This window comes from Albidovulum inexpectatum, assembly GCF_002927635.1.
Taxonomy (GTDB): Bacteria; Pseudomonadota; Alphaproteobacteria; order Rhodobacterales; family Rhodobacteraceae; genus Albidovulum; species Albidovulum inexpectatum.
In genome coordinates this window covers 1-25,302 of record NZ_PRDS01000008.1, presented here as the reverse complement: position 1 = coordinate 25,302, position 25,302 = coordinate 1, and the positions used below count along the sequence as shown (strand labels likewise).

Sequence of the window (25,302 nt, the reverse complement as noted above, 5' to 3'; positions counted from 1 at the left end):
CATCGGCGGGTCAGACAATGGCCAGATTGATTATTGCCCGGGAAGTTGAAGATTGCACGTCAACTTGTTGCAATATCGGGAAATGATTGCCGGTTGTCCGCTGGCTCAGCCGTCGCCGGCAATCCGCAGCACATGGGTGCGACCGCTTTTCACATAGCTCAGCTCATCGTCGCCGATTGCAACGACCTTGCCGCCATCAAGGCTGTCCCCGACCTTGACCTTGATTCGCCGCCCGTTGGACAACCTGACCAGTGCACGCCGGTTCGCCGAGGAGCCGAAGACCCCGATCAGGTTGATCTTTCGCAGGTTGATCGCATTCGCGACGGTCGCCTGCTTTGCGACCGTTGTCGATGTCGGGATATTCGGGGCCGGAGCCACGGGCTCGGGCTCGTCCACGGTTTCCTCGGGCGCAGGGGCCGCAGATGCGGGTACGGCCATGGCAATCGTGGCAGCCAATGCCGCGGCGGCGGCGTCGTCCACCTCGGCTGTTCGAACGGACGGCTTCAGTCCGGCGGGGCGTGGCGCTGGTCGCTGCGAACTGGCCACCGCCTGTGGCATTGCCGAAGCGATCTGGCGGGCAAGCGCCTCGGCTTCGGCCTGTTCCCGGGCGCGCTTCTGCTGCCATGCCGTGACGATTTCCGTGGGGCGCGGGCGCGGGCCAAGCGCGGCATGGGACGGATTGACGGGGGGCGGCAGGGCCGCATCTTCGCTGGACGGTTCGGGCGTGGCGTCATCGGGCGCCGCCTCCTGCGGTGCCGTGTCGGGGGCGGAGGATGGGCCGCTGTCATCCGTCGGCGACTGGCGCACCTTACCGGGACGCGGGGGCGGCAGGACGTCCGGCCGGCCGGCATGAAGCGTGAAGCCCCCGGGCATTGGGACGCCTTCGGGCGTGGCGCGGATCCAGCCGTTCTCGTCAAGTTCGTATTCGGTGCCAAAGGGTGGGGGCAGGGGTTGCGGTTGCGGTGCGGAATCCGCGGTCTGGTCCGCAGGTGGTGAAATCGGTTCAACATCTTGCGGCCGCCCGGTCGGCGGAGACGTCGGTTCGATGCGCGGCGCGCCGGCGGCGTCTTCGACGGGCTCGCTGGCCTCGGCGGGCGGTTCGGGTGATACGGCGCGCGGCGGCTGCAGGTCCTCGGCCGGATCGGCGATTGCATCGGCATCGGGGCGGGGCGCGGGCTGGGCCGGGGCAACGGGTTCGGGCTGCGCGTCGGCAGACGGGTCGTCCGGCGCGGTTGGCGCAGGCTTGCCCGCGGAAGACATCTGGCTCGCGGGCGCCGGGGTCGCCGCTTCCGGGGCCGCCGTATCCGGGGCCGCCGTATCCGGGGCCGCCGTATCCGGGGTCGCCAAATCCGGGGCCGCCAAATCCGGGGCCGCCAAATCGGGGACCGGGGCGCGGGAATTGTCCGCCGGCTCGGCCCCGAGCATCAGATAGGCGCCAGCCGCGATGGCCGCAGCCAGTGCGGCGATCAGACCGATGCGGACCAGCCCGGGTTTCGGTTTGTCATCAATCCAGGGATCGCCAAGCCGGGTTGTGACAAGTGCGGGCTTCTCGGACCCCGCGATCAGGCTTGGGTCCAGCGCGGCCTTGTCGTCGCCGCCATCGTCGGCGGGGACCGGTTCATCTTCGACTGTCGCGAACGGAGCCTCTTCGGCGGTCATTTCGGGGCGGTGTTCTGCAGCCTCGGTTCCGACGGGATCCGGCGGCGCGTCCTGGTCTTGCGTCGGATGGTCATCCGTGCGCCTGTCGCGTGCCAACGCCATCTGCGTGGGGCCGAAGTCGGGCTCGCGCGGGAACAGATCGCGCCGCGACGGCCCCATGAAGGCGATGGGCCGAAATCCATGGGCGCAGGCAAAGGTTTCGGCCTCTTCCAGAGTCTCCCTGGCGGCAATCGCGATGACCAGTTCCGGGGGCTCGCCAGTCCAGTCGAAGACCAGATCCTCGACCGCATAGGGTGTCAGGCCGTCCAGTTCCTGCAGAATGCGCGCGCGCCGTGCCTCGGGGTCGGTTTCAGAGACCATGACGGTTTCATGGCGCACCAGGTCGGGTGGCAGAACCAGCAGGCATTCGGGATCGGCCTGGTCGTCGCCAAGCTGCTCCTGCGCCTTGGCGCGCAGTTCGGCCATGGCCGTATCAAGGTCCTCGGTCTCGAGAGAAGCCGATGCAATCGGCACCCAGCCGCCATCGGCGCGGATGGACAATGTGACCGTGTCATGGTCGAGGAAAAGCGCAAGCTGCGGCGTCATGGTCCCTTGGTATCACCCTTGAGTCGTCGGCCGGAACCGGCGCGACGATCCTGGACCCGTGTTAAGGCAGAAATCTGCCTACGCCTAGGCGCGGGCGATCACAATTTCCTTGTTTCGGCGGGCCAGCGCCGCATCATCGCGCAGAAAGAGGAGAGTCCGACATGAAAAGCCTGCCCCTGATTGCCGTATTGACCTGTCTGGCGTTGCCCGCGATCGCCCAGGAAGCGCCTGGCCCGCGTCTGTTCGTCACCGGTGCGGGACAGGTCGAGGTCGCGCCGGACATGGCGACGATCACCCTGGGCGTCGTGACCGAGGCGCCGGGCGCAGATGATGCCATGGCCGCCAATTCCAGGGCCCTTGCCGAGGTCATTCAGCGTCTGACCCTGGCCGGGGTTGCGGCGCGTGACATCCAGACGTCGTCCCTGTCGGTGTCGCCGCAATGGACGCGCCCCGAGGACCGGGACGACGCCCCCAGGATCGCGGGCTACCGCGTGCAGAACATGGTCACCGTGCGTATCCGCGACCTCGAGCTTTTGGGGGGCGTCCTGGATTCAGTCGTCCAGGGTGGCGCGAACCAGCTTGTGGGTCTGACGCTGGGGATCGCGGATCCGCACGAGGCCATGAACGAAGCCCGTCGGCGTGCGGTGGCCGACGCAATCGGGCGTGCGCAGGTACTTGCCCAGGCCTCGGGCGTAAAGTTGGGTCCCATCGTCTCGATTTCGGAAGGCGGGTCGGGCATGCCCCAGCCGATGTTCAAGGCCGAGGCCGCCTTTGCGGGACGCGCGATGGATGTGCCGATCGCGGCCGGAGAGCTGACCGTCGAGGCCTCGGTCAGCATGTCGTGGCAGATCGAACAGTAATCGCGAAAGCAGCGGGGCCGCGGTCTGATGCGGCCCCGCCCGGGCAAGGGGTCAGGATGTCGCCTTGGCCAGGGCCTGGTCGAGATCGGCAATCAGATCGTCGGGATCCTCGATGCCGATCGAGACACGAACGACATTGGGCGCGGCGCCGGCCGCGACCTGCTGCTCGGGCGTCAGCTGGCGGTGCGTGGTCGAGGCCGAATGGATGATCAGAGAGCGCGTGTCGCCCAGATTCGCCACGTGGCTGAACAGTTCGAGAGAATCGACCAGCTTGACGCAGGCCTCGTATCCGCCCTTGACGGCAAAGGTGAACAGCGCACCGGCGCCGCGCGGGTAAAGGCGTTGCACGCGATCGTAGTAGGGTGACGAGGGCAGGCCGGCATAGGTCACGAAATCGACACGCGGATCGTTTTCCAGCCATTCGGCGATCTTGCGGGCATTGGCAACGTGGCGCTCCATCCTCAGGCTGAGCGTCTCGATACCCATCAGGGTATAGTGCGCCGCCTGCGGGTTCATCGTCATGCCCAGATCGCGCAGGCCGACCGCGATGGAATGGAAGGTGAAGGCCAGCGGGCCAAAGGTTTCGTGGAATTTCAGCCCGTGATACGCGGGTTCGGGGTCGGAAAGCGACGGGAACTTGCCCGAGGCCGACCAGTCGAAGCGCCCCGAATCGACGACCGCGCCGCCGGTCACGGTGCCGTTGCCCGTCAGATATTTGGTCGTCGAATGCACGACCAGTGTCGCACCCATTTCGATGGGCCGGCACAGATAGGGCGTGGCCGAGGTGTTGTCGACGATCAGCGGCAGGCCGACCTTGTCGGCAACCTTGGCCACGGCGGGAATGTCGGTGACATAGCCGCCGGGATTCGAGATCGATTCGCAGAAGATCGCGCGGGTGTTTTCGTCCACCGCCGCTTCCAGCGCCTCCAGATCGTCGAAATCGACAAAGCGGGCCGACCAGCCGAAGCGACGGATCGTCTGGCTGAATTGCGTGACCGTTCCGCCGTAAAGCCGGGTCGAGGCCACGATGTTGCATCCCGGCGCCATCAGCGGGAACAGGGCCATGATCTGCGCGGCATGGCCGGACGAACAGCAGACCGCGCCCGCGCCGCCCTCAAGCGTTGCAATGCGCTCGGCTAGGACCGAAACGGTCGGGTTGGTCAGGCGGGAATAGATGAAGCCGACTTCCTGCAGGTTGAAAAGCGCCGCGGCATGGTCGGCATCGCGAAAGACATAGGCTGTGGTCTGATAGATCGGCGTCTGTCGCGCGCCGGTCGCGGGATCGGGGCGCGCGCCCGCATGAACCTGCAGGGTATCGAATCCGTATTGCCTGGCCATTTGGTATCCTCCGGCTGGTGTGTTCGCGCCAGACGTTAGGCCAAGGTCATGGCCGCGGCAACCGGTCGCACCTAGCCGTCGATCACCTGCAGGGTGATGCGCTGCCGCCCGCGCAGGAATTCGAAACGCCAGACGGGACGGTCGCGCGCGGCCTCGGCGATCAGGTCCTGGGGCGAACGGATCGGGTTGCCGTTCACGGAAAGAATCACGTCTCCCGGTTGCAGCCGCGTGCGGCGTGCGCGGCCGGTGACATCGGTCACGACCACCCCGGTTGCGGTCTGGGGCAGGCCAAGCCGCTGGATTGCCGCGGGGTCCAGCGGCGCAACCGTCAGGCCTTCCAGCAGCGTTCCCGGGGGTAGTGTCATTGCCTGGCTCCCTGTATCCGGCGCTTCGGCCAGGTGGATGCGGGCGCTGTTCGTCCCGCCGTCGCGCCAATAGGTCACGATCGTATCCGCGCCGGGGCCAAGCACGGCCAGGCGATAATCAAGCTCTTGCGGCGCATCGACCGGTCGTCCGTTCAGTTCAAGGATCGCGTCGCCGGGACGGATTCCGGCTTCCGCGAACGGGCTTTGCGGGTGAATCTGGCGGGCCAGAACGCCCATCGGTCGCGGCAGGCCAAGGGCCTCGGCCAGCGCATGGTCGATCGGTTGAACGTCGATCCCCGCCCAGGGCCGCGCAAAGCGCGTGGCGCCCGCTTCGGCCTGGGCGACATATTGCGCGACAAGGTTCGACGGGATCGCGAATCCGATCCCGTTCGACCCGCCCGACCGCGTCAGGATCGAGGTATTGATGCCCAGCAGCCGGCCCTGGATGTCGACAAGCGCGCCGCCCGAATTGCCCGGGTTGATGGCCGCATCGGTCTGAATGAAGTAGCCTCGTCCGCTGTTCATGCCGCCACCGGCGCGCGCCAGCCCCGACACGATGCCCGATGTCACGGTCTGGCCCACGCCAAAGGGGTTCCCGATCGCCAGGACCAGATCTCCGACCTGTGCTTCGTCGGAATCGGCCAGCTCCAGCGCCGGAAGGTCATGGGCGTCTTCCAGCCGGATGATGGCCAGGTCTGACTCTTCATCGGCCAGAACGACACGTCCGGCAAATTCCCGGCGGTCGGCCAGGACGATGCGGATGTCCTCGGCCCCGCCGACGACGTGGTAATTCGATACCACGATCCCGTCGGGTCGAAGAATCACGCCCGATCCCAGCGAATTCTGCACGCGCGGGATCGCCGGGCCGAAATCGAAGAACTGCGAAAAGAAGGGATCATTGGCAAAGGGGCTGACCCGTTCCGCCACGATCCGGGTCGCATAAATGTTGACCACGGCCGGGGCCGCCTTGCGTGCGACCGGCGCGAATGTCAGCGCGATCTGGGTCTGCGACCGGGGTATCTCGGCCCGGGCGGGGGCCGATAGAATGGCAAGTGCCGTCAGGACGACAAGGATCGGGCGCATCGAAACTCTCCTTCCTGGGGCGCAAGCTGGCCGCGCCCGCGCCGGTTTTCAATCCCCTAGCGTAACCAGAGTTTGGCGCGCTTGATTTGATTGCGAATTGCCTGTTCGCGCCGGGGCAGGGCGCTGCGGTCGAACATGGCGCGAATGCGATGTCCCTTGCGCTGATAGACCAGCTTGCGCAGCGGTTCGTACTGTTTCAGAACCTTCTTGATCCTGTTGGGCGCGATGGCCGTTTCCAGGGCCTGCACGGCGGCGTCGGATTCCTTCGCGTACAGCAGCGGTATCCAGCGGTAATGGCAGCTGACATGACCATCGAGCCCGCAGAGTTCCGGCCCGGGACGTCCACCCCCGAAGGAATGGATCACAAGCGGCAGGGCGACCTGGTCCAGCCACGGGTCCAGGGGCTGGCAGACCAGTTCTTCGGGCGGGTCGTCGCGGATCGTCAGGGCATGGTGCAGGAAGCGTTCGCCAAACTCGTGCGGGCAGCGAAAGAAGAACCAGCCGGCGTTGAAATACAGGTATCGCTGCCAGTACTCGTCGGGCTGCGACAGGTCGAGCGAGCTTTCGAAGTCCAGCCCGAAGCGGTCGTAGAGGGATTTCCAGATCGCGGTATAGCCCGGGCCGTACAGTTCGATCGTGGGCCATGTGGGGCCTCGCCGCATCGAGGCCGAGGGGCGGTCGAAGTCGAAGGGGATCTCGGAGACCCGACCGGTGAACAGCGTGTCCGTGTCGAAGAAGATGAACGGTTCACCCTTGGGCAGGGCAAACAACCCTTCGATCTTGTTGCCGTGGGGGTAGGACGCGCCGAAATGCCTGTTTTCGAACGGAACGATTCGCGCGCCAAGCGACACCAGCAGCGCGCGTATGTCCTCGGGCATGCGCGGATCGTCCGGCCACAGGGGTCCGGGCTGGGGCTCGGCCACGATCAGGCGATCCGCCGCCGCGGGGTCGGCCGCGCGCAGCGTGGCTGCCAGGATCACGGCCTCATAGGCCAGACGTCCCGCCTGACCGATGCACAGGATATTGAACCCGGCGGGCCCGGCTTGCGTCATGTCCTGAGTTCTGTCGTCCGGCATGGAATGGTGCGGTCCTGTCTGGCTGACGATTCGCGCGCACAATAAGACGATGCAGGCGCGGACAAAACCGGCTGCACCGGGTCCGGCTTCTGAAATGGGATGATGCGGTGTGGGGATGGTGCTGCCGGAGAGGATTGAACTCTCGACCTCTCCCTTACCAAGGGAGTGCTCTACCACTGAGCTACGGCAGCCCGTTTCGTGGGGCGGCGTTTAGACAGAAATTCGCGCTTGCGCAAGGCCTATCTGGACCCTTTTTGCCAACCAATGTAGAGAAGGCGCATGAACAGCAGATCCCCCAAGGACCGGACCAGGGAAACGCCCAACGACCGCGAGGCCAGGTTGAAGGCCGCGCTGAAGGCCAACCTTGCGCGACGCAAGGCGCAGGCGCGCGCCCGGGCAAAGAAACCCGACGGGGACGACAGGCAGAACTGAGGGCAAATGGATTCGATCATCGTACAAGGGGGCGTCGAGCTCCGGGGGCAGATTCATGTTGCGGGCGCCAAGAATGCCTGTCTTGCCCTGATGCCGGCGACGCTTCTTTCGGACGAGCCGCTGACGCTGACCAATGCGCCGCGTCTGTCGGATATCCGCACCATGACGCTGTTGCTTGAGTCTCTGGGCGCCGAGGTGCGGTCCATGCAGGACGGCCGCGTCCTGGCCATGTCCAGCCATGACCTGACCAGCCATCGCGCCGATTACGAGATCGTCCGGCGGATGCGGGCATCGAATCTGGTTTTGGGGCCGCTTCTGGCGCGGGCCGGGCATGCCGTGGTCTCTTTGCCCGGTGGCTGCGCCATCGGCGCACGGCCGATGGACATCCATATCCATGGGCTCGAGTCTCTGGGCGCCACGATCGAGCTGAAGGATGGGTATCTGCATGCCGCCGCGCCGAAGGGGCTGAAGGGGGCGCAGATCCAGTTGCGCTTTGCCTCGGTCGGTGCGACCGAGAACATCGTGATGGCCGCCGCGCTGGCCAGGGGCACGACGGTCATCACCAATGCCGCGCGTGAGCCCGAGATCGTGGACCTCGTCCGCTGCCTCCGGGCCATGGGCGCACAGATCGAGGGCGAGGGGACGAGCCGGATCGAGATCCAGGGTGTCGATCGCCTGCATGGCGCGACCCATTCGGTGATCCCCGACAGGATCGAGCTGGGCACTTACATGATCGCACCCGCCATCGCCGGTGGCGAGATCGAGGTGATCGGCGGAACGATGGATCTCTTGCCTGCCTTTTGCGACAAGCTGCAGGAAGCGGGCATCGAGATCGAACCGATCGAGCGCGGCGTCCGCGTGCGCCGTGGCAGCGGCCGCCCGCGCGCGGTCAATGTCCGCACCGAGGTCTTTCCGGGTTTCCCGACCGATCTTCAGGCGCAGATGATGGCGCTGATGTGCACCGCCGACGGCACCAGCGTGCTGGAAGAGACGATCTTCGAGAATCGCTTCATGCACGCGCCAGAGCTGGTGCGCATGGGCGCGAATATCGAGGTTCATGGCGGCACTGCGACCGTGCATGGCGTCGAGCGTCTGAAAGGCGCACCCGTCATGGCGACGGATCTGCGTGCCTCGGTGTCGCTGATCCTTGCGGGTCTTGGAGCCGAAGGGGAAACCGTCGTGAACCGCGTCTATCACCTTGACCGCGGCTATGAACGGGTCGAGGAAAAGCTGGGCGCCTGTGGAGCGCGGATCGAACGGGTCAGGGCAGAGTGATGGTGGAAGACGCGCGTTTCGAAGATGCAGACGACCGGCCGCTGCGCCTGCGGGCCGAGTCGGCCGAGGACATGCCCGTGATTGCCGCCCTGGTTCAGGACGCGATCCTGACGATGGCCGACATGGCCTGGCAGCCGCGCCGGCATCGTCTGGCCTTTCTGGTCAACCGGTTCCGCTGGGAAGACCGCGAGGCGGCAGAGCGCGCGGGACGGCCCTATGAACGCGTTCGCGCCCTGCTGGTCATCGACGGTGTCCTGCGCGTGGCCTCGACCGGCATCGACCGGTCCGACAAGGACGCGGTCCTTTCGATCCTGGACATTGCATGGCACCCCGCCGAGGACGGCGCGGGCCGGGTCGAGATCACGCTGGCCGGGGATGGCGCGATCGCAGCGACGGTCGAATGCCTTGACGTGACGCTTCAGGACGTCACGCGGCCCTATGCCGCACCCTCGGGCAAGGCGCCCGCCCATCCCGACTAGGCGTCGTCGGCTTGAGGCCGAGGGTGGCGCGCGCTATTGCATCGACAAGCCAGGAGCCAATCCATGCCCGTTTTCATCTCGACCCTGGATGACGGTTTCGATGCCGCCTTCAACGCGCTTCTGTCGGCAAAGCGCGAGGAGGCCGCCGATGTCGATGCGGCCGTCGCCGCCATCATCGAGGATGTCCGCACCCGTGGCGACGCGGCGCTGATCGAACTGACCGAACGTTTCGACCGGCTGCGCCTGACGCCCGAGACGCTGGCGTTCACGCCCGAGGAAATCGATGCCCAATGCGCCCGCGTCGGTGCGCAGGAGCGCGCGGCGCTCGAACTCGCCGCCGAGCGGATTCGCGCCTATCACGAACGCCAGATGCCCGGCGACGAACGCTGGCGCGACGCAACCGGCGCCGAACTTGGCTGGCGCTGGACCGCTGTCGGCGCGGCGGGCCTCTATGTGCCGGGGGGGCTGGCGTCCTATCCGTCCTCGGTTCTCATGAACGCGATCCCGGCCAAGGTCGCGGGGGTCGAGCGGCTGGTCGTCGCCTGCCCTACGCCGGGCGGCGCGGTCAATCCGCTGGTGCTTCTGGCCGCCCGCCTGTCGGGCGTGGATGTGGTCTATCGGATCGGTGGCGCGCAGGCGATCGCGGCCCTGGCCTATGGAACCCAGACCATCTCCGCGGTGGACAAGATCACGGGACCCGGCAATGCCTATGTGGCGGCGGCCAAGCGTCGCGTCTTTGGCCGCGTGGGCATCGACATGATCGCGGGGCCGTCGGAAATCCTGGTTATCGCCGATCGTGAGAATGACCCCGACTGGATCGCGCTGGATCTTCTGGCCCAGGCCGAACATGACGAAAGCGCCCAGTCCATCCTGATCACGGATGACGCCGATTTCGGTCGCTCCGTCATGCGGGCAGTCGATGCCCGCCTTGATACGCTGGAACGTCGCGCGATTGCCTCGGCCAGCTGGCGCGACCACGGCGCGGTGATCGTGGTGCGTGACATGGACGAGGCCGTCGCCCTGTCGGACCGCATCGCGCCCGAGCATCTGGAGCTGTGCGTGGCCGACCCAGATGCCCTGGCCGCGCGCATCCGTCACGCGGGGGCGATCTTTCTTGGCCGCTGGACGCCCGAGGCGATCGGCGATTATGTCGGCGGGCCGAACCATGTCTTGCCGACAGCGCGTTCGGCGCGCTTCTCCAGCGGCCTGTCGGTGATGGATTTCCTCAAGCGCACGACGATTGCCCGCATGACGCCCGGGGCTCTGGCCGCGATCGGCCCGGCGGCCGAATGCCTTGCCGGATCGGAAAGCCTGCAGGCGCACGGCCTGTCGGTGCGGGCGCGGCTCGACCACCTGAACGACGAGGGCACGGCATGAGCCGCATCTGCCATATCGAGATCGACGACAGCGATCTTCCGCCGCCGACCCCGGAGATCGAGCAGGAACGCCGCGTGGCGATCTTCGATCTGCTGGAAGACAACAGCTTTGTACTTCCCGGCCGCGATGGCCAGCCCGCGCCACAGGGGCCGTTCCGCCTGCTGCTTGCGATTCGCGAGCGTCGCCTGGTCTTCGACATCCAGAGCGAGGATGGACAGAAGGTGGCCGAATTCCATCTGTCGCTTGGACCGTTCCGCCAGGTGGTCAAGGACTATTACCAGATCTGCGAAAGCTATTTCGAGGCGGTCAAGCGCCTGCCGCCCGGCCAGATCGAGGCGATCGACATGGCGCGCCGGGGCATTCACAATGAAGGCGCCCGCGTCCTGCAGGAAAGGCTGGAGGGAAAGGCCGAACTTGACATCGACACCGCGCGCCGCCTGTTCACGCTGATCAGCGTGCTGCATTCCGGGGCCTAGGACGTGAACGGCAAGCTGCCCCAGTCGGTGCTCTTCTGCTGCGATCACAACGCGGTCCGTTCGCCCATGGCGGAAGGCATGATGAAGAAGTTCTACGGCCAGGATTGCTATGTGCAATCGGCCGGGGTTCGCAACGATCTGGACATCGACGGCTTTGCCATCGCGGTGTGCAAGGAAATTGGCGTCGAACTGTCCCGCCACCGGGTGCGCAGCTTCGAGGAAATGCAGCAATGGGGCGATGACCTTTCGGGCTTCGATCTGGTGGTCGCCCTGTCGCCCGCCAGCCAGCGGCAGGCGCTTGAGCTGACGCGGTATTTTCACCTGACCGTCGAATACTGGCCCATCATGGATCCGACCGGCATCGGTGAAACGCGCGAGGCGAAACTGAACGCCTATCGCCAGACACGCGACCAGATCCGGGCGAAGATGATCGAACGTTTCGGGCCGCCGACCAAGGTTCAGGATTGACGCAAATCGTCGGCCGCGCGCCGCAAGCGGCATGGCCGCAGCCCCGCATGGCCGTAAATTCGACGCCGTATTCCGAGACAGGAGGGACCTCATGAGCCGTGCCACGATCCTGGCCTATTACGACGCCTTCAACCGGGGCGATATCGACGGAATGCTGGCCACGCTGCATGACGATTTCGTCCATCACGTGAACGAGGGCAGCCCGCGCATGGGCAAGCAGGCATTTGCCGATTTCTGTCGTCACATGGCCGAAACCTATTCCGAACAACTGACGGACATGGTGATCTTCGTGAACGAGGACGGCACCCGCGCGGCGGCCGAGTTCACGGTGAACGGGACGTATCTTCGGAACGATCCCGGTCTGCCCGAGGCCCGCGAACAGAAATATGTCCTGCCGGCAGGGGCATTCTTTACGCTGCGGGACGGCAAGATCACGCGCGTGACCACCTATTACAACCTTCAGGACTGGATCCGCCAGGTTTCGGCATGAGCGTGAAGGTCGTTCCGCTTGCCGGTGCTGCGCTGGAAGACGCGCTGGACGACGTGGCCAGGCTGCGCATCGCGGTCTTCCGCGAATGGCCCTATCTGTACGACGGCGATCTGGATTACGAGCGGCGCTATCTTTCCGCCTATCGCGAATCGGCCAATGCGATCGTGGTGGGCGCGTTCGATAACGGTCGGCTGGTCGGGGCGGCCACCGGTACCCCGATGGAGGATCACGTCGACGAATTCTCCGCCGCCTTCCAGAATACCGGGCTGGATCTTGGCGAGATCTTCTACTGTGCCGAATCCGTCCTGCTGCCGGAATATCGCGGCCAGGGAATCGGACACGCCTTCTTTGACGCGCGCGAGGCCCACGCCCGTGCGCTGGGCCGCCGATGGTCGGCCTTCTGCCGGGTGGTGCGGCCAGCGGACCATCCCCTGCGACCGGCCAGCTATCGGCCGCTTGACGATTTCTGGCGCAAACGCGGATATTCGCCGCGGCCCGAGATCCGGACCGGCTATTCCTGGAAGGATGTCGGCGAACATGCCGAGACGGTAAAGCCCATGGAATTCTGGCTGCGCGCGCTTTGAAAGGCGCTTTAGATCTTCAGTTTCTTGAAGATCGGCTCGGGGATCGTGCGGATGATCAGCATGATCCAGCGCCAGAAGAAGGGCGTGTAAATGACATTCCTGCGCTTGCGCACCGCGCGCAGGATGTCCTGTGCCACGGCCTCGGGCGAGGCGACAAGAAACATGCCCGGCAACCCCCAGGTCATGGCCGTATCGACGAAGCCCGGCTTGACGGTCACGACATGGACGCCCGATCGGGCAAGACGGTTGCGCAGTCCCGACAGGTAGGTGGCGAAAGCCGCCTTGGCCGCGCCATAGACATAATTGTTCAGCCGGCCACGATCGCCGGCCACAGACCCGACGCCAACGATCGCGCCGCAGCCGCGCGATTCCATCCGGGGCGCCAGCATGTGCAGCACACGCGCGGGGCCGGTGTGGTTGTCGGCCATGACGCCATCGATCAGGGACGGGTCGGAATCGATCTCGGTCTGGCTGGGCATCGAACCGGCGAAGACAGCGGCATTGAGCTCGCCTTCTTCCTGGCAGGCGCGCGCGATCAGGGGGCCAAAGGTTTCGGGGTCGCGGGCGTCGAAATGCAGTGCCGTGGCAATGCGTGCCCCGCGCAGCTGACAATCCGAGGCCAGACGCGACAATTCCTCCATGTCCCGGCCTGCCAGCAGGATGCCCGCGCCTTCGATGGCAACCGCGCGCGCGAAGGCCCGCGCCATGGAAGAGGTTGCGCCAAGGATGATCCAGGTGCTGTTCATGCCGTTCCTCTCAATTGCAGGCGGCGAACCAGATCGGTGATCAGCCGTCCCTGCGGGTCTTGCCTGCCGACGACCACGCGCCAGTCGTCCAGTTCGGGATACATGCCCGTAATGTCTTCGGCCCTCGCAAGGCTGTCCTTTGCGAAATAGATACGGCCGCCCGCATCGCGTGCCTGGACGATCAGTTCGCGGATCAGGCTGCGTGCCGCCTCGGTATTGGGCATGTCGACGGCCAGCGTATAGCCCTCCATCGGGAAGCTCAGATATCCCGCCCGTCCGGCCCCCATGCGCTTGAGCACGGCCAGGGGCGAGGCGAGGCCGGAACGCGCAATCCGCTCCAGCATGGCGCGCAGCGCATCGGCCGCGCCAACCGGGACGACGCATTGGAACTGGTGAAAACCGGACTTCCCGTACAGGCGGTTCCAGTCATGAATGCGGTCCAGAGGAAAAAAGAAGTCGTCGATCGGCCGAACCACGGTGCGCCCCGAGGCCGGAACGCGCCGGAAATAGGCTGCGTTGAACGCGCGCACCACGGGCGAGGACAAGGCAATGCGCGGCGCATCCATGGGCACACGCGCGGCCCGCCTGCGACGCGGCACAAGGCCCGAGCCGGTTTCGCCCTCCTCGAGGATGCCGCGGCCAAGTTTCGCCCCGGTCGCGGTCGCATCGATCCAGCCGACCGTGTAGGTCGCGCGCGACCCGTCCAGCCGCGCCAGGAATTCGTCCCAGTCCGCGATGCGCCGCTCCGTCACCACCATCACGTCGCCGGGGCAGCGCGCCAGCTTCATGCGCGCCGAGACGATGACCCCGGTTTGCCCAAGGCCGCCCGCCGTGGCGCGAAACAGGTCGGGGGACCCTTCCGGCGTGACCTCGTTTTCGCCCGTCGGGGTCGCCAGCCGCAGCGAGACGACATGCTGGCAGAAGGAACCGGCATGGTGGTGGTTCTTGCCATGCACATCCTGCGCGATGCATCCGCCGACCGTGGCAAATCCCGTGCCGGGCATGACGGCCGGCAGCCAGCCGCGCGGCGCAAAGGCCGCGGCGATCTCGCCGATACGAACGCCGGCTTCGACCTCCAAAATACCGGTTGCCGGATCAAAGCCGATCATGCGGTCAAGACGCGTCATGTCGATGACCCGACCGCCGTCGACCAGCGCCGCGTCGCCATAGCTGCGCCGCATTCCCATGGCGGGGACGAGGGCATCGCCCATCGTGCCGTGCAATGCCCGCAGACGCTCGGGTCGGGCGATTTCCGCCGTTGCGCGCAAGGCCCGGCCCCAGCCGGCATATTCAGTCCGCTTCCAGGACATCTCTTCCTCTTTTCGATTGCCGCTCGGCCAGCGGAAAGGCCACCAGCCCCATGGCGAGCGCAAACCACAGGGTCGTTGCGCGAATGATCGCAGTTGCGGGCAGGGCGGTTTCCATCGGAACACCCTCGAGCGCAAGAAGGCCGATCATCGCGGCCTCGGCCCCGCCCAGGCCCCCGGGCGCTCCGGTCAGGCCGCCGGCGAGCGTGGCGAAGACAAAGATTCCAATGGCCCGCATCACCCCGATATCGGCCCCCATCCATGCCAGCAACAGATGGAACGCATAGCCTTCGGCGAGCCATCCAAGCAGTCCCAGTCCCATGACGGGAAGCATGGCCCGTGGCGTCACGACACGCTCCATCGCCCGCGCGGCGCGTCGCGCGCGGCCAAACAGGCGTGGCATCCGTCCGATCGTCGCGTGCAGGCCGGTGACCAAGGCGCGAAGAAGCGGGGGATGGGTGACGATCCATGCGGCCAGTAGCCCCGCGGCGGCCACGGCCAATGCCATCTTCCCGCCCGTGGCCGTCGCCATCGCGACCACCGCCAGAATCGCCGCCATCGCGGCCAGGTCGGCCGCGCGATCGACCAGGGCCAATGGGGCCGTTCGGTCAAAGCTCCATCCGGTTTCGCGCGCGATCCAGCGCATGCGGACCAGCTCGCCCACGCGGCCCGGGGTGACGATCATCGCGAAACCGCCAAGGAAGTGGATCACGTTGCGTTCGACAGACAATGGCAGCCCAAGGCGCCGGGCCAGAACATGCCAGCGCAGGCCGCGCAAAAGATAGTTCACGCAGGACAGGGCCAGCAGGCCCAGCAGCTGTGCGGGACCAAGGCGTGCAATCTGGGCCCAAGTCTCGCGCCAGCCGGTTGCCGCCGCCAGTCCGGCCAGCCCCACGACGAAGCAGATCAGAAGCGCCGCCATGAAGACCCGGTCGCGCCGCCAGAAGGCGCGCCGGTTGCGGGAAAAGGGGTGGATCACGTCGGCATGTCTCATTGCCCCGCTGGCTAGCAACGGATTGGGGCAGGATTATGGATCTGTTTCGAAAAAAACGACAGTGGCCGGGCGCGCGCCCGGCCAGCGAATTCATCGATCAGACGATCGTGGCTTCGGTCGCCGCGCGCAGTTCCGCTTCGGTCACGCCGGGGGCCAGTTCGACGATCTTCAACCCGCCTTCGACCACATCCAGAACGCCCAGATTCGTGATGATCCGATCGACCACCCCCTTGCCGGTCAGCGGCAGGGTGCATTGCTTCAGCACCTTCGACTGGCCGTGCTTGTTGGTATGGTCCATGACCACCACCACCCGGCGCACACCGGCGACCAGGTCCATGGCGCCGCCCATGCCCTTGACCAACTTGCCGGGGATCATCCAGTTGGCGAGGTCGCCGGTTTCGCTGACCTCCATCGCACCCAGAATGGCCATGGCGATCTTGCCGCCGCGGATCATGGCAAAGCTTGTCGCGCTGTCGAAATAGGCGGTATAGGGCAGTTCGGTGATGGTCTGCTTGCCGGCATTGATCAGATCGGGGTCTTCTTCGCCCTCGTAGGGGAACGGCCCCATTCCAAGCATTCCGTTCTCGGACTGCAGGACGACGAACTTGTCCTTGGGGATGTAGTTCGACACCAGCGTCGGGATGCCGATGCCAAGGTTGACATACATCCCGTCTTCAAGCTCTTCGGCCGCGCGGGCGGCCATGTGGTTGCGATCCCAGGCCATCAGACTTCCTCCCCCGTTGCGGCAGGCGCGCCGCTCATCTCGCCGCGCGGTCTGACCGTGCGCTGTTCGATGCGTTTTTCGTGCTGTCCCTGGATCAGGCGATGCACATAGATCCCCGGCAGGTGGACGTGGTCGGGGTCGATGCTGCCGACGGGCACGATCTCCTCGACTTCCATCACGCAGATCCTGCCGCAGGTCGCAGCCGGCGGATTGAAGTTGCGCGCGGTCTTGCGGAAGATCGCGTTGCCCGTCTTATCGGCCTTCCAGGCCTTGACGATCGACAGGTCGGCCACGATCGCGCGTTCCAGGATATAGGTCTCGCCGTTGAATTCCTTGTGTTCCTTGCCCTCGGCGATGACGGTGCCCACGCCGGTCTTGGTGTAGAAGCCCGGGATGCCCGCGCCGCCGGCCCGCATTCGTTCGGCCAGCGTGCCCTGAGGCGTGAATTCCAGCTCGAGCTCACCGGCGAGGTATTGCCGCATGAATTCGGCGTTCTCTCCGACATAGGAAGAGATCATCTTGCGAATCTGGCGCGTTTTCAGAAGCTTGCCCAGGCCGAAATCGTCGACTCCGGCATTGTTCGAGGCCACGGTAAGATCCTTGACGCCGCTTTCGACGATTGCATCGATCAGAAGCTCGGGAATGCCGCACAGGCCAAAGCCGCCCGCCGCGATCGTCATGCCGTCGAAGAGCAGCCCGTCCAGGGCCTCCTTCGCGCTGCCATAGACTTTCTTCATGGTCTCGTCCCCGCAATTTCGCTGGGAAAAGTCATGCAGGCCGGGCGCGCATGAGTCAATCGCCGCGGTGCGGCGCTCTCACTCCTTGGCCTTGGCTTTCGTCGCAGAGGCTTTCTTCTTTGCCGTGGACTTGGTGGCGGTCTTCTTTTTGGCGGCCGTCTTCCTGGTTGCGGTCTTGCGCGTGCCCTTCTTGGCGGCTTTCTCGGCGATCAGTTCCAGCGCCTGCTCCAGCGTGACAGAGTCCGGGGTCACGCCCGCGGGCAGGGTCGCGTTGATCTTGTCCCATTTGACATAGGGGCCATAGCGGCCGTTCATCACCTGGATCACGCCGCCATCGGGATGTTCGCCCAGTTCGCGCAAGGGGGCCTGCGCGCCGCGCCCCCCGCGACCGCGGGCGGCCTTTTCGGCAAGCAGCTCGACCGCCCGGTTCATGCCGATTGTAAAGACGTCCTCGACATCGGGCAGGTTAGCATAGGTTCGGCCATGCTTGACATAGGGGCCATAACGCCCGATCGCGGCCTCGATCATCTCGCCGTCCTCGGGGTGGGGGCCGATCTGGCGCGGCAGGTTCAACAGCATCAGGGCCCGTTCCAGATCCATGTCGGCGGGGTCCCAACCCTTGGGCAGGCTGGCGCGCGGCGGCTTTGGATTGTCCTCGGTCGCTTCGCCGCGCTGGACATAGGGGCCAAAGCGGCCGGTCTTCAGCCAGATCTCGTCACCGCCATCGACGCCCAGAAGGCGGTCGGCGGCCGCCTCGGTCTCGTCCCCGCTTGGGGCGGACAGCGGACGGGTGTACCGGCATTCGGGATAGTTCGAACAGCCGATGAAGGCCCCGCCCGACCGCGCGGTGCGCAGCGACAGCCGACCCTTGCCGCAACCCGGGCACAGGCGCGGGTCCGAGCCATCCTCGCGTGGGGGATAGAGATGGGGCGCCAGGAACTCGTCGATCTTTTCCAGAACCTCCGAGATGCGCAGATCGGCCGTTTCGGCTATGGCCGCGGTGAAGTCGCGCCAGAAGCGATCCAGCACTTCGCGCCAGTTCAGGTGGCCGGCCGAGATCTCGTCCAGCTGGTTTTCCAGGTCGGCGGTAAAGTCGTATTCGACATAGCGCCGGAAGAAATTCGTCAGGAAGGCCGTGACAAGGCGTCCCTTGTCCTGCGGGATCAGACGTCCCTTCTCCTTGCGTACATAGTCGCGTTCCTGGATCGTCGTGACGATCGAGGCATAGGTCGAGGGGCGGCCGATCCCCAGCTCTTCCATCCGCTTGACCAGCGTTGCCTCGGTATAGCGCGGCGGCGGCTGGGTGAAGTGCTGTTCGGGCTGGATCGCGCGCTTTTCGGCGGGCTCGCCGGCCGCGATCTGGGGCAGGCGGGCGCTGTCTTCGTCGCCATCGTCGTCGCGGCCTTCGTCATAGATCTTCAGGAAGCCGTCGAACGTGATGACCTGACCGGTGGCGCGCAGCCCGACTTCCCGATCGGGGCTTTCGATCTCGACGACCGTGCGCTCGAGCCGGGCGCTGGCCATCTGGCTGGCCAGAGTGCGCTTCCAGATCAGATCATACAGGCGACGCTGGTCTTCGGCGACCTTCAGCTTGTCCGGCGAGAGGCTCATGTCCGTGGGGCGGATGCATTCGTGGGCCTCCTGTGCGTTCTTGGCCTTGTTCTTGTACATCCGCGGGCTGTCGGGGACATACTCGGCGCCAAAGCGGCGACGGATCTCGTCGCGCGCGGCATGAACGGCCTCGGGCGCCATGTCGATCCCGTCGGTTCGCATATAGGTGATATAACCGGCCTCATACAGCCGCTGCGCTGCCGACATGGTTGCCTTGGCGCCCATGCCCAGCTTGCGGCTGGCTTCCTGTTGCAGGGTCGAGGTCATGAAGGGCGGCCAGGGGTTGCGTGTCGCGGGCTTGGATTCGACCGATGCGACCCGCAGATCGCGCGATTGGATGGCCTGCACGGCCAGCTCGGCCGCCGTCTGGTTGGCAAGGTCGAACCGTTCCAGCTTGCGTCCGCCCAGTACCGTCAGGCGGGCCTGATATTCCTGACCGCGCGGCGTGGCCAGGGTTGCGGTCACGGTCCAGTATTCCTGGGCGCGGAATGTCTCGATCTCCATCTCGCGCTCGACGATCAGGCGCAGGCAGACCGATTGGACGCGCCCCGCGGACCGCGCGCCAGGCAGCTTTCGCCACAGGACGGGCGACAGGTTGAACCCCACCAGATAATCCAGTGCCCGGCGCGCAAGATAGGCCTCGACCAGCGCCTGGTCGATGTCGCGCGGGCGCGCCATTGCATCCGTCACGGCAGTCTTGGTGATCGCGTTGAAGGTCACGCGGCGCACCGTCTTGCCCTTCTTGAGGCTGGGTTTCAGCGCCTCGGTCAGGTGCCACGAGATCGCTTCGCCCTCGCGATCAGGGTCGGTGGCCAGGATCAGCGTGTCGTCGGATTTCAACGCTTCGGCAATGGCGCGCAGGTGCTTCTTGCTGTCCGGCGCGACCTCCCATTTCATCTCGAATCCATGTTCGGGATCGACCGATCCATCCTTGGCAGGCAGGTCACGCACATGCCCATAGGACGCCAGAACCGTGAAGTCGGATCCCAGATACTTGTTGATTGTCTTGGCCTTGGCTGGGGATTCGACGACGACGACGGCCATGATTGCCTCATGTTTTCAGAACTGTGCTTGGGCGCGGAACATGGGCGGCAAGGGGCAGAGATGTCAATGACCCCTCGATCAGGCGCTGATCCGGGGCGCAGTCTGCGCTGGTCGGACAGGCGCCTACAATGCCAGGGAAACCGCCCCGCCCGGGTGGCGCAGAATGCGACCTTCCAGTTCAAGCACCGTCAGTTCGGAGGCAAGCCGCGCGGCCGGCAGATCGAGATCCCGGATCAGTTGATCCTCTGCGATCGGCGAGGGGCCAAGTTGGGCGAGTATGCGGGCGGACAGGGTTTGCGCCCCGGCCATTGCGTCTTCTTGCGTCTGCTCATCGCTGCGGTGGGCTGCGGCCGGCCCCTGATGGGCGCGGGGCAAAGGCGGTGTCGGGGCTGGATGCGATCCCGCGCAAGTGCCGCGATGATCCTTGTCCTGGGCGGGCATCGAAGGTTCGGCTGGAATGGAAAGGGCTTCAAGCACATCCTGAATGCCGCGCACCAAGGTCGCGCCATCGCGGATCAACATGTTGCATCCGGCCGCGCGCGGGTCCAGCGGATGACCCGGAACGGCCATGACCTCGCGTCCCTGATCCAGCGCCTGACGCGCCGTGATGAGACTGCCGGAACCGGGCGCCGCCTCGACCACGATCACCGCGCGGCACAGGCCGGCCACGATCCGGTTGCGCGCGGGAAAGTGGCGTGCCGTGGGCTGCTCGCCCGGGGGGTGTTCGGAAACCAGGGCGCCATTTTCCACGATCGATCGCGCCAGCGTTTCGTGTTCGGGGGGATAGATGACATCCACGCCGCCGGGCATGACGGCGATTGTCCCGCCTTCCAGCGCGGCCTGGTGGGCCGCCGCATCTATGCCGCGCGCAAGGCCCGACACGACGCAGAAACCCGCCTCTGCCAGATCGCGGCCCAGTTTGCGCGCCATCCGCAGGCCCAGAGAGGATGCTGCGCGCGAGCCGACCAGGGCAATCATCGGGCGCGTGAAGGTGTCGATGCATCCGCGCACCCAGAGGACGGGAGGAGCGTCATCCAGTCCGGCCAGCGGTTCGGGATAATCGGGCTCGCCCCGGCAGACCAATCGCGCGCCCAGCTTGCGCCCGGCGCGCAGTTCGCGTTCGACAATCTGCGGGGGGCAGGGCTGATATGACTCGACCCCGGCCGCGCGTGCGATTTCGGGCAGGGCTTCCAGCGCGGCATCGGCCGAGCCGTATTCCGCCAGAAGTCGCCAGAACGTCGTGGGGCCCACCCGGCGCGAACGAATGAGGCGAAGCCACGACAGCCTGTCGTCTTCCGCGGTGGGTGGGGTAAGGGGGGTGGAATGGAAAAACAAACCTGACCTGCCTGGCTTCGCCTCTCACGCAGGAAAGCCCTAGCGGAATCAGGGTTAACAACCGGTTATCACCCCCGTCCCGAGTTCAGCGGTAAAGCCGTGGCACGCCAAGCCGGTCATGGATCGCGTTGACCTGTTCGGGGCGGAAACCCAAGGCCTGCGCCAGTTCGTGCAGATATGTTGCCTCGGCCCGGCTGTCGAGGTCGATTGCCATGACCGACATTGCATAGACCTGCGGCTCCAGCCCCGGCGGCACCTGTTCGGCCAAGGCGCGCGCATCGATCGGACGGCGCAGTTCTTCCTCGACAAAGCGGCGCTCCTCGGGCGTTGAATCGGCAAGGCTTTCAGCCAGCTTGCGCTGTTCTTCCGCGTCGATGCGCCCATCGGCGCGCGCCGCCTGGATCATCGCCCGCAGCATCAGACCCGCGGCCGCATCCTGCTGGGGCGTTGGCTTTCGCGTCGGCTCGCCGCATTGACCGATGGATTCGTTGAGAAGATCGCCAAAGCCACCTTCGGGTTCGGGGGCGGCCCCGGATTCCGCGCGGGGCGAAGCCCCGCCCATCATGCCGCCAAGAACGCCACCAAGGATGTCGCCCAGACCACCCGAACCGGCCGTGCGGCCAAGGATGTCGTCCAGCCCGCCGCCGCGCGCCGTTTCGCGGGACCGGTCGGGCGCGTATTGGCCCAGCTCTTCCAGCAGATCGCCGAATCCACCCGTTTGCGGGCTGGCGCGGCCGGACGCCCCGGACCCGCCCAGAATGTCGCCCATCATGTCGCCAAGGCCGCCTCCGGCCGATCGGCCCGGGCTGCGTCCGCCACCCATCATTCCGCTTACGCCCTTTGCCACGACCACGCCGATCGCGACCTTCGCCAGTGTTCCCATCAGGCTCATGTTCAACTCCCATCTTGTCGCGAACAGGGTAACCCATCCGGCGGTGCGACTCAGGGGGAAAAGTGACGAAATTCGCTCATGCAGGCTCGATCCGCAGCCAGACGCCGCCCTCGGGGCGTAGCGTGACGATCAGGACGGGCCGGGGTTCGCGCCCCGGAATTGCCGAGAACCGGAACCGCGACAGCAGCGTGGCCAGAACGATCACCGCTTCCTGCAGGGCGAATGATGCGCCGATGCAGATCCGCGGCCCCCCGCCGAAGGGCAGGAAGGCAAAGCGATCAATCCGGTCGGGTTCGACAAACCGATCGGGATCGAAGCGGTCGGGATCTTCCCACAACATGTGGTGCCGGTGCAGCGCGTAGATGGGCAGCATCACCGTGTCTCCGGGGCGGATCTCGCGGCCGCACAGCGTGTCGTGCGCACGGGCCGTGCGCGAGAGAAACGCAGCCGGCGGATAAAGACGCAGGGTCTCGTCCACGATCCGACGCGTCAGTGGAAGATTGGGCAGGTCCGCGACGGTCGCGGCACGACCTTGCAGGGCCGCCTGTGACTCGGCGCGGGCACGGTCCTGCACGTCCGGATCGAAGGCGCACAGATACAGCGCCCAGGCCAGCGTCAGGGCGGTCGTTTCATGCCCCGCCACGATGAAGGCCAGAAGGTTGTCGCGCAGCTCTTGCGTCGTCATGCGCCGACCGGTCTGGGGGTCCTGCGCCTGCAAAAGCAGGTCCAGCAGGTCGGGAACGCCCGGTTTGCCCGTCTGCCGGCGGCGATCAATTGCGGCATCCGCCATGGCCTTCATGGCCGCAAGATCTCTTGCGGCGAACAGGCGCGAGGGCCTTGGCACCCACATCGGCGCACCAATGATATCCAGCAGCGACACCCGGGCCGATCCCGCGATGAAGGCGTCGATCGCGTGATGAACCGCGTCGCGGTCGAAGCCTTCGCCGCCCGAAAACGTGACATCCGATATCACCTCGAAGGTCGTTGCGACCATCTCCTCGAACAGGTCGGCGGCGCGGCCAGCCTGACGAGTCAGGCGGTCGCATGCGCGTTCGGCCGCCGCGGTCATCACGGGGGCCAAGGCCTGCACATGCCGCGGCGAAAATACAGGCGCGGCGGCGCGGCGCTGCCAGTGCCAATGCGCGCCTTCGGCGATGAACAGGCTGTCGCCGATCGCGGGATTGAGGATCAGTTTCGTGACGTCCGATTTCGGGTAGGATTCGACCGCATCTTTCAGGATCCTGCGGTTTGCGTCGGGGTCCATGACCATATGCCAGCGCTTCACCGTCCGACCCGAGATGATCGGTTGGCGCGTCGCGATCTCGGGGATCAATTCCAGAACGTTGCGGCGGCCGGTGCGAAAGGACTCCCATATGCCCAAGGGCCGGTTGTGCAAAGGCACCCGCGCCGGATACCTGGCCGCGTCGGTGGCCGCGTCTTTCATGATCGTCTCCCTGTTTGACGGAATATAGGGCGCCGGGCGCGCACGACAAAGGCATGTGCGATTGCCGTTTGCCCGGCGCGCGGCTAAGCAGTCCGAAAACGGGAGGGAAGCCGCAATGCCGATCCGCCACGTTCTTGCGCTTTGTGCCGTCGTTTCGCTGGCCGCCTGCGCGGGCAAGGACCTGACACAGCCGCCCGAGGATTTCGGCGACTTTCGCCTGGGCTACACCATCGTTTCAGCGCGGCAGGCACAGACGGCCGGCCCGTCACGCAAGGCCAGCGCCGAGGAATGGGAACAGGCACTGAAATCGGCGATCGAGGCGCAGCTTGGCCGCTATGACGGAGACAGGTTCTATCACGTGGGCGTCGGGGTGGATGCCTATGCACTGGCCGTGCCGGGGATCCCGGTGCTGCTTTCGCCGAAATCCGTGCTGCGGATCACGGTCAATGTCTGGGACGATGCCGCCCAGCGAAAGGTCAATCCCGAACCGAAAACCTTTACCGTGTTCGAGCAGATTTCGCCCGAAACGTTGATCGGATCGGGCCTGACGCAGGACAAGCAACAGCAGATCACCAACCTGTCGGCCAATGCCGCGCGCGAGATCAACGAATGGCTGGTGCAAAACCGCGAATGGTTCACGCCTGAAGCCGCCGAAGAGCGCCTGCGGCTTGGTCCGCAGGTTTCGTCCGCGCAGGCCAACTGACGCTTGATTTTTTCGTCGCCAGCCGATAGGCAGCGCGCGATGTCTAACCGGGGCCGCAGGCCCCCCGAGTAGATGAGGCGCCCGCGAGATGGCAAAGGCAAAGTTTGAACGCACGAAACCGCATGTGAACATCGGCACGATTGGTCACGTTGACCACGGCAAGACGACGCTGACGGCTGCGATCACGAAGTATTTTGGCGAGTTCAAGGACTACAGCCAGATTGACGCGGCCCCCGAGGAGCGTGCGCGCGGCATCACGATCTCGACGGCGCATGTCGAGTACGAGACCGAGAACCGTCACTATGCGCATGTGGACTGCCCGGGCCACGCGGACTACGTGAAGAACATGATCACGGGTGCTGCGCAGATGGACGGTGCGATCCTGGTGGTTTCGGCGGCTGACGGTCCGATGCCGCAGACGCGCGAGCACATCCTTCTGGCCCGTCAGGTCGGCGTTCCGGCGATCGTGGTCTACATGAACAAGGTCGACCAGGTTGACGACGAGGAGCTTCTGGAGCTGGTCGAGATGGAGATCCGCGAGCTTCTGTCGTCCTACGACTTCCCGGGCGACGACATTCCGATCGTCAAGGGTTCGGCGCTGGCGGCTCTGGAAGGGCGTGACCCGGAAATCGGCGAGAACTCGATCCGCGAGCTGATGAAGGCGGTGGACGAATACATCCCGACCCCGGCGCGTGCGATCGACCAGCCGTTCCTGATGCCGATCGAGGACGTGTTCTCGATCTCGGGCCGCGGTACGGTTGTGACCGGCCGTGTCGAGCGTGGCGTGATCAACGTTGGTGACGAAGTCGAGATCGTCGGCATCCGCCCGACGAAGAAGACGACCGTGACCGGTGTCGAGATGTTCCGCAAGCTGCTGGATCGCGGCGAGGCGGGCGACAACATCGGCGCGCTGCTGCGCGGTATCGAGCGTGACGGCGTCGAGCGCGGCCAGGTTCTGGCCAAGCCCGGCTCGGTGACGCCGCACACCGAGTTCGAGGCCGAGGCCTACATCCTGACCAAGGAAGAGGGTGGCCGTCACACGCCGTTCTTCGCCAACTACCGTCCGCAGTTCTACTTCCGCACGACGGACGTGACGGGCACGGTGAAGCTTCCCGAGGGCGTCGAGATGGTCATGCCGGGCGACAACCTGAAGTTCGAGGTCGAGCTGATCGCCCCGATCGCGATGGAAGAAGGCCTGCGCTTCGCCATCCGCGAAGG

The 25,302-nt window shown here is 65.7% G+C and carries 24 protein-coding genes and 1 tRNA gene; 11 read left to right on the top strand and 14 right to left on the bottom strand.

What is annotated here, in order from left to right:
- Positions 1-105 precede the first annotated feature (105 nt).
- A complete protein-coding gene (locus LV82_RS12020) occupies positions 106-2,244 on the bottom strand; it encodes a hypothetical protein (protein ID WP_104072028.1) in 2,139 nt (712 codons plus the stop codon).
- A gap of 161 nt (positions 2,245-2,405) precedes the next feature.
- On the opposite strand from LV82_RS12020, the gene LV82_RS12015 reads away from it, so the two are divergent.
- The gene (locus tag LV82_RS12015) at positions 2,406-3,104 is read left to right on the top strand and encodes an SIMPL domain-containing protein (RefSeq protein WP_104072026.1); all 699 of its coding nucleotides are present in this window, start codon (positions 2,406-2,408) and stop codon (positions 3,102-3,104) included.
- Positions 3,105-3,155: 51 nt separating this feature from the next.
- Here LV82_RS12015 and LV82_RS12010 read toward each other — a convergent pair whose 3' ends face one another.
- From LV82_RS12010 to LV82_RS11995, 4 genes are all read right to left on the bottom strand, one after another.
- On the bottom strand, positions 3,156-4,442 hold the full coding sequence (locus LV82_RS12010) for an O-acetylhomoserine aminocarboxypropyltransferase/cysteine synthase family protein (RefSeq protein ID WP_104072025.1): 1,287 nt from the start codon (positions 4,440-4,442) through the stop codon (positions 3,156-3,158).
- A gap of 71 nt (positions 4,443-4,513) precedes the next feature.
- The gene (locus LV82_RS12005; protein ID WP_104072023.1) at positions 4,514-5,890 is read right to left on the bottom strand and encodes a trypsin-like peptidase domain-containing protein; all 1,377 of its coding nucleotides are present in this window, start codon (positions 5,888-5,890) and stop codon (positions 4,514-4,516) included.
- 56 nt (positions 5,891-5,946) lie between these two features.
- Positions 5,947-6,966, bottom strand: coding sequence for a hypothetical protein (locus tag LV82_RS12000; protein ID WP_245873158.1), 1,020 nt, complete (start codon positions 6,964-6,966; stop codon positions 5,947-5,949).
- Positions 6,967-7,082: 116 nt separating this feature from the next.
- Positions 7,083-7,157 (bottom strand) — tRNA-Thr (locus tag LV82_RS11995).
- 88 nt (positions 7,158-7,245) lie between these two features.
- Between LV82_RS11995 and LV82_RS14945 the strand changes: the two genes are divergently transcribed.
- The 8 genes from LV82_RS14945 (at position 7,246) to LV82_RS11960 (ending at position 12,547) form a co-directional block, all read left to right on the top strand.
- The gene (locus LV82_RS14945; protein WP_170063415.1) at positions 7,246-7,398 is read left to right on the top strand and encodes a hypothetical protein; all 153 of its coding nucleotides are present in this window, start codon (positions 7,246-7,248) and stop codon (positions 7,396-7,398) included.
- A 6-nt stretch (positions 7,399-7,404) separates the two neighbouring features.
- A complete protein-coding gene (gene murA / locus LV82_RS11990) occupies positions 7,405-8,673 on the top strand; it encodes a UDP-N-acetylglucosamine 1-carboxyvinyltransferase (protein ID WP_104072020.1) in 1,269 nt (422 codons plus the stop codon).
- Between the two features lie 2 nt (positions 8,674-8,675).
- The gene (locus tag LV82_RS11985) at positions 8,676-9,152 is read left to right on the top strand and encodes a DUF2948 family protein (RefSeq protein ID WP_104072154.1); all 477 of its coding nucleotides are present in this window, start codon (positions 8,676-8,678) and stop codon (positions 9,150-9,152) included.
- A gap of 63 nt (positions 9,153-9,215) precedes the next feature.
- Positions 9,216-10,529, top strand: a complete 1,314-nt coding sequence (hisD, locus tag LV82_RS11980; RefSeq protein WP_104072019.1) for a histidinol dehydrogenase — start codon at positions 9,216-9,218, stop codon at positions 10,527-10,529.
- On the top strand, positions 10,526-11,005 hold the full coding sequence (locus LV82_RS11975; protein ID WP_104072017.1) for a UPF0262 family protein: 480 nt from the start codon (positions 10,526-10,528) through the stop codon (positions 11,003-11,005). The genes hisD and LV82_RS11975 overlap by 4 nt, the downstream gene beginning before the upstream one ends.
- A gap of 3 nt (positions 11,006-11,008) precedes the next feature.
- Positions 11,009-11,473, top strand: coding sequence for an arsenate-mycothiol transferase ArsC (locus LV82_RS11970; protein ID WP_104072016.1), 465 nt, complete (start codon positions 11,009-11,011; stop codon positions 11,471-11,473).
- Positions 11,474-11,564: 91 nt separating this feature from the next.
- Positions 11,565-11,963, top strand: a complete 399-nt coding sequence (locus LV82_RS11965) for a ketosteroid isomerase-related protein (RefSeq protein WP_104072014.1) — start codon at positions 11,565-11,567, stop codon at positions 11,961-11,963.
- Positions 11,960-12,547, top strand: coding sequence for a GNAT family N-acetyltransferase (locus tag LV82_RS11960; protein WP_104072013.1), 588 nt, complete (start codon positions 11,960-11,962; stop codon positions 12,545-12,547). The genes LV82_RS11965 and LV82_RS11960 overlap by 4 nt, the downstream gene beginning before the upstream one ends.
- 8 nt (positions 12,548-12,555) lie before the next feature.
- Here the strand turns inward: LV82_RS11960 and LV82_RS11955 are convergent, their stop codons facing one another.
- The 9 genes from LV82_RS11955 to LV82_RS11915 all read right to left on the bottom strand — a co-directional run bounded on the left by LV82_RS11955 (position 12,556) and on the right by LV82_RS11915 (position 23,381).
- Complete coding sequence (locus LV82_RS11955) at positions 12,556-13,293, bottom strand: SDR family oxidoreductase (protein WP_104072011.1); 738 nt, start codon at positions 13,291-13,293, stop codon at positions 12,556-12,558.
- Positions 13,290-14,603, bottom strand: coding sequence for an FAD-binding oxidoreductase (locus LV82_RS11950; RefSeq protein WP_104072010.1), 1,314 nt, complete (start codon positions 14,601-14,603; stop codon positions 13,290-13,292). The genes LV82_RS11955 and LV82_RS11950 overlap by 4 nt, the downstream gene beginning before the upstream one ends.
- The gene (locus LV82_RS11945; protein WP_104072008.1) at positions 14,584-15,594 is read right to left on the bottom strand and encodes a lysylphosphatidylglycerol synthase transmembrane domain-containing protein; all 1,011 of its coding nucleotides are present in this window, start codon (positions 15,592-15,594) and stop codon (positions 14,584-14,586) included. The genes LV82_RS11950 and LV82_RS11945 overlap by 20 nt, the downstream gene beginning before the upstream one ends.
- Before the next feature lie 97 nt (positions 15,595-15,691).
- Positions 15,692-16,318, bottom strand: a complete 627-nt coding sequence (locus LV82_RS11940; RefSeq protein WP_104072007.1) for a 3-oxoacid CoA-transferase subunit B — start codon at positions 16,316-16,318, stop codon at positions 15,692-15,694.
- Positions 16,318-17,055 carry a CoA transferase subunit A gene (locus tag LV82_RS11935; RefSeq protein ID WP_104072005.1) on the bottom strand — a complete coding sequence of 246 codons (738 nt, stop codon included), beginning with the start codon at positions 17,053-17,055 and terminating at the stop codon, positions 16,318-16,320. The genes LV82_RS11940 and LV82_RS11935 overlap by 1 nt, the downstream gene beginning before the upstream one ends.
- A gap of 78 nt (positions 17,056-17,133) precedes the next feature.
- Positions 17,134-19,710, bottom strand: coding sequence for a type I DNA topoisomerase (gene topA / locus LV82_RS11930; RefSeq protein ID WP_104072003.1), 2,577 nt, complete (start codon positions 19,708-19,710; stop codon positions 17,134-17,136).
- Between the two features lie 123 nt (positions 19,711-19,833).
- Complete coding sequence (gene dprA / locus LV82_RS11925; RefSeq protein ID WP_245873157.1) at positions 19,834-21,045, bottom strand: DNA-processing protein DprA; 1,212 nt, start codon at positions 21,043-21,045, stop codon at positions 19,834-19,836.
- A gap of 85 nt (positions 21,046-21,130) precedes the next feature.
- Entirely contained in the window at positions 21,131-21,937 is an 807-nt protein-coding gene (locus LV82_RS11920) for a tellurite resistance TerB family protein (RefSeq protein WP_104072001.1), read from the bottom strand.
- A gap of 76 nt (positions 21,938-22,013) precedes the next feature.
- Entirely contained in the window at positions 22,014-23,381 is a 1,368-nt protein-coding gene (locus LV82_RS11915) for a cytochrome P450 (protein ID WP_211289212.1), read from the bottom strand.
- A gap of 115 nt (positions 23,382-23,496) precedes the next feature.
- Between LV82_RS11915 and LV82_RS11910 the strand changes: the two genes are divergently transcribed.
- Positions 23,497-24,084, top strand: a complete 588-nt coding sequence (locus LV82_RS11910) for a hypothetical protein (protein ID WP_104072148.1) — start codon at positions 23,497-23,499, stop codon at positions 24,082-24,084.
- An 88-nt stretch (positions 24,085-24,172) separates the two neighbouring features.
- Positions 24,173-25,302 (top strand): elongation factor Tu (tuf, locus tag LV82_RS11905; RefSeq protein WP_104072000.1); only part of this gene is annotated, 1,130 nt, incomplete at its 3' end.